Below are 1,432 nucleotides of genomic sequence, written 5' to 3'. Positions count from 1 at the left end.
CGGCGAGGCCGTGTCGTTCGCCAACCACAGGTTCGAAGCCGGGGCGATCAGGGACCGCTTCATGTCCTACGTGTTCACCAACGGCCGCCCCGTGACGAAGTCCATGCTCACATGGTGGGCCTTCAACAACGACGCGCAGCCCCTCCTGGACGCCGACGCGCGCCTCGAGATCGAGCACATCTACTCGAAGAAGAGGGCGGACGCCGAGGGCGCGCTCAAGGACAGGGCGAACCTCGAGTCGCTGGGCAACAAGTCCCTTCTGGAGAAGCGCATCAACATCCGCGCGTCCGACTACCGCTTTGAGGACAAGAAGAAGTACTACCTGGGCTACGTGGACGGAAGGAAGCAGGAGAAGGAGGGCACGCGAATCAAGGAGCTCGCGGACATGGCCGGCAATTCCGACGACTTCACCGAGGCCGACATCGTGGAGCGCAAGAGGGAGATCGTCGACTCCTTTGTCGACTTCCTCGGCGCGAACGGCCTTCTCGCGTAAGCGTGCGCAAGGCGCTTGAGATCTGATTCCACGGGCCGTCCCGCCAGGCGGGGCGGCCCTTCTTTGTTCTAGCCCCGTTCGATGCTCGTGATAATCGAGTCCTCCTTCGCGAGGACGCCATTGCTTGCGTCGGCGGCCACTCCCACGAACAGGTCGCTGAGCAGTTCGACCTTTGATATGAGCAGCTCGTCCATCTGGGAGCAGCTGCGCAGGCGGCAGAGCTCCTGGTAGACCTGCTGCATGTAGTCCTTGAGCGCCTTGTAGGTACGCACGTCGGGCTCGATGATGAAGTCCTGCTCCTCGAGCCGCATCATGATGTACTCCTGCTGCGGTAGCTCGATGCGCTCCGATTCCTCTGGAGTCACTCGGAACGCCTTCGATATGGTTCTCTTCCTGCGATTATTCGGGCAAGGCATCAGAACTCCCTTCCTCCCTGGTTGAGCGCTTTGGCCATGTCGTCCTGCACGCTGGGGAACAGGTGGGCGTAGCGGTACGTGATGTCTGCGCTCTCATGGCCGAGGCGGTCGGCGATAGCGAGCGCGCTGAACCCCATATTGATGAGCAGACTCACGTGGCTGTGGCGCAGGTCGTGGATGCGGATCTTCTTCACACTGCTCTTGTTGCAGCCGCTCTGCATCGAGCGGGAGAGGCAATACTTGGTGAGCGGGAAGATGCGGTCGTTGGGGCCAATCTCAGGGGGGGGCGCGAGAGGTAGTCGGAGACCTCGTCCACGAGGAACTGCGACATCTTGATGGTTCTGATCGACTTCGGCGTCTTGGGGTCGGTGCCGACGTCCTCGCCGTGCAGGCGCTGGTATGACTTGTCGATCCTCAGCGTGCACTTCCTCAGGTTGAAGTCCGAGGGCGTGAGCGCCAGCATCTCGCCCTCGCGGATGCCCGTCCAGTAGAGCAGCTCGAACGCCAGGAAGATGCGCGGCTT

Annotated in this window: 4 protein-coding genes; 1 reads left to right on the top strand and 3 read right to left on the bottom strand. The window is 61.8% G+C overall.

Features of this window, described 5'->3' with window-relative positions; all coding sequences use genetic code 11:
* Positions 1–493: GmrSD restriction endonuclease domain-containing protein (locus QP381_RS08420; RefSeq protein ID WP_285068460.1), on the top strand; the 493-nt coding region annotated here is incomplete at its 5' end.
* 68 nt (positions 494–561) lie between these two features.
* On the opposite strand, the gene QP381_RS08415 is transcribed toward QP381_RS08420, so the two are convergent.
* The 3 genes from QP381_RS08415 to QP381_RS08405 form a co-directional block, all read right to left on the bottom strand.
* Positions 562–858 carry a hypothetical protein gene (locus QP381_RS08415; protein ID WP_285068458.1) on the bottom strand — a complete coding sequence of 99 codons (297 nt, stop codon included), beginning with the start codon at positions 856–858 and terminating at the stop codon, positions 562–564.
* Between the two features lie 50 nt (positions 859–908).
* A complete protein-coding gene (locus tag QP381_RS08410; RefSeq protein ID WP_285068455.1) occupies positions 909–1,103 on the bottom strand; it encodes a tyrosine-type recombinase/integrase in 195 nt (64 codons plus the stop codon).
* Positions 1,100–1,432, bottom strand: a 333-nt coding sequence (locus QP381_RS08405; RefSeq protein ID WP_442953413.1) for a hypothetical protein, incomplete at its 5' end; no start/stop codon positions are given. The genes QP381_RS08405 and QP381_RS08410, both read right to left, overlap by 4 nt.

Origin of the sequence: Pauljensenia sp. UMB6358 (assembly GCF_030216865.1) — a bacterium.
Lineage (GTDB): Bacteria > Actinomycetota > Actinomycetes > Actinomycetales > Actinomycetaceae > Pauljensenia > Pauljensenia turicensis_A.
Note: the sequence above shows the minus strand (reverse complement) of the source record. Positions and strands in the feature narration are given on the sequence as shown.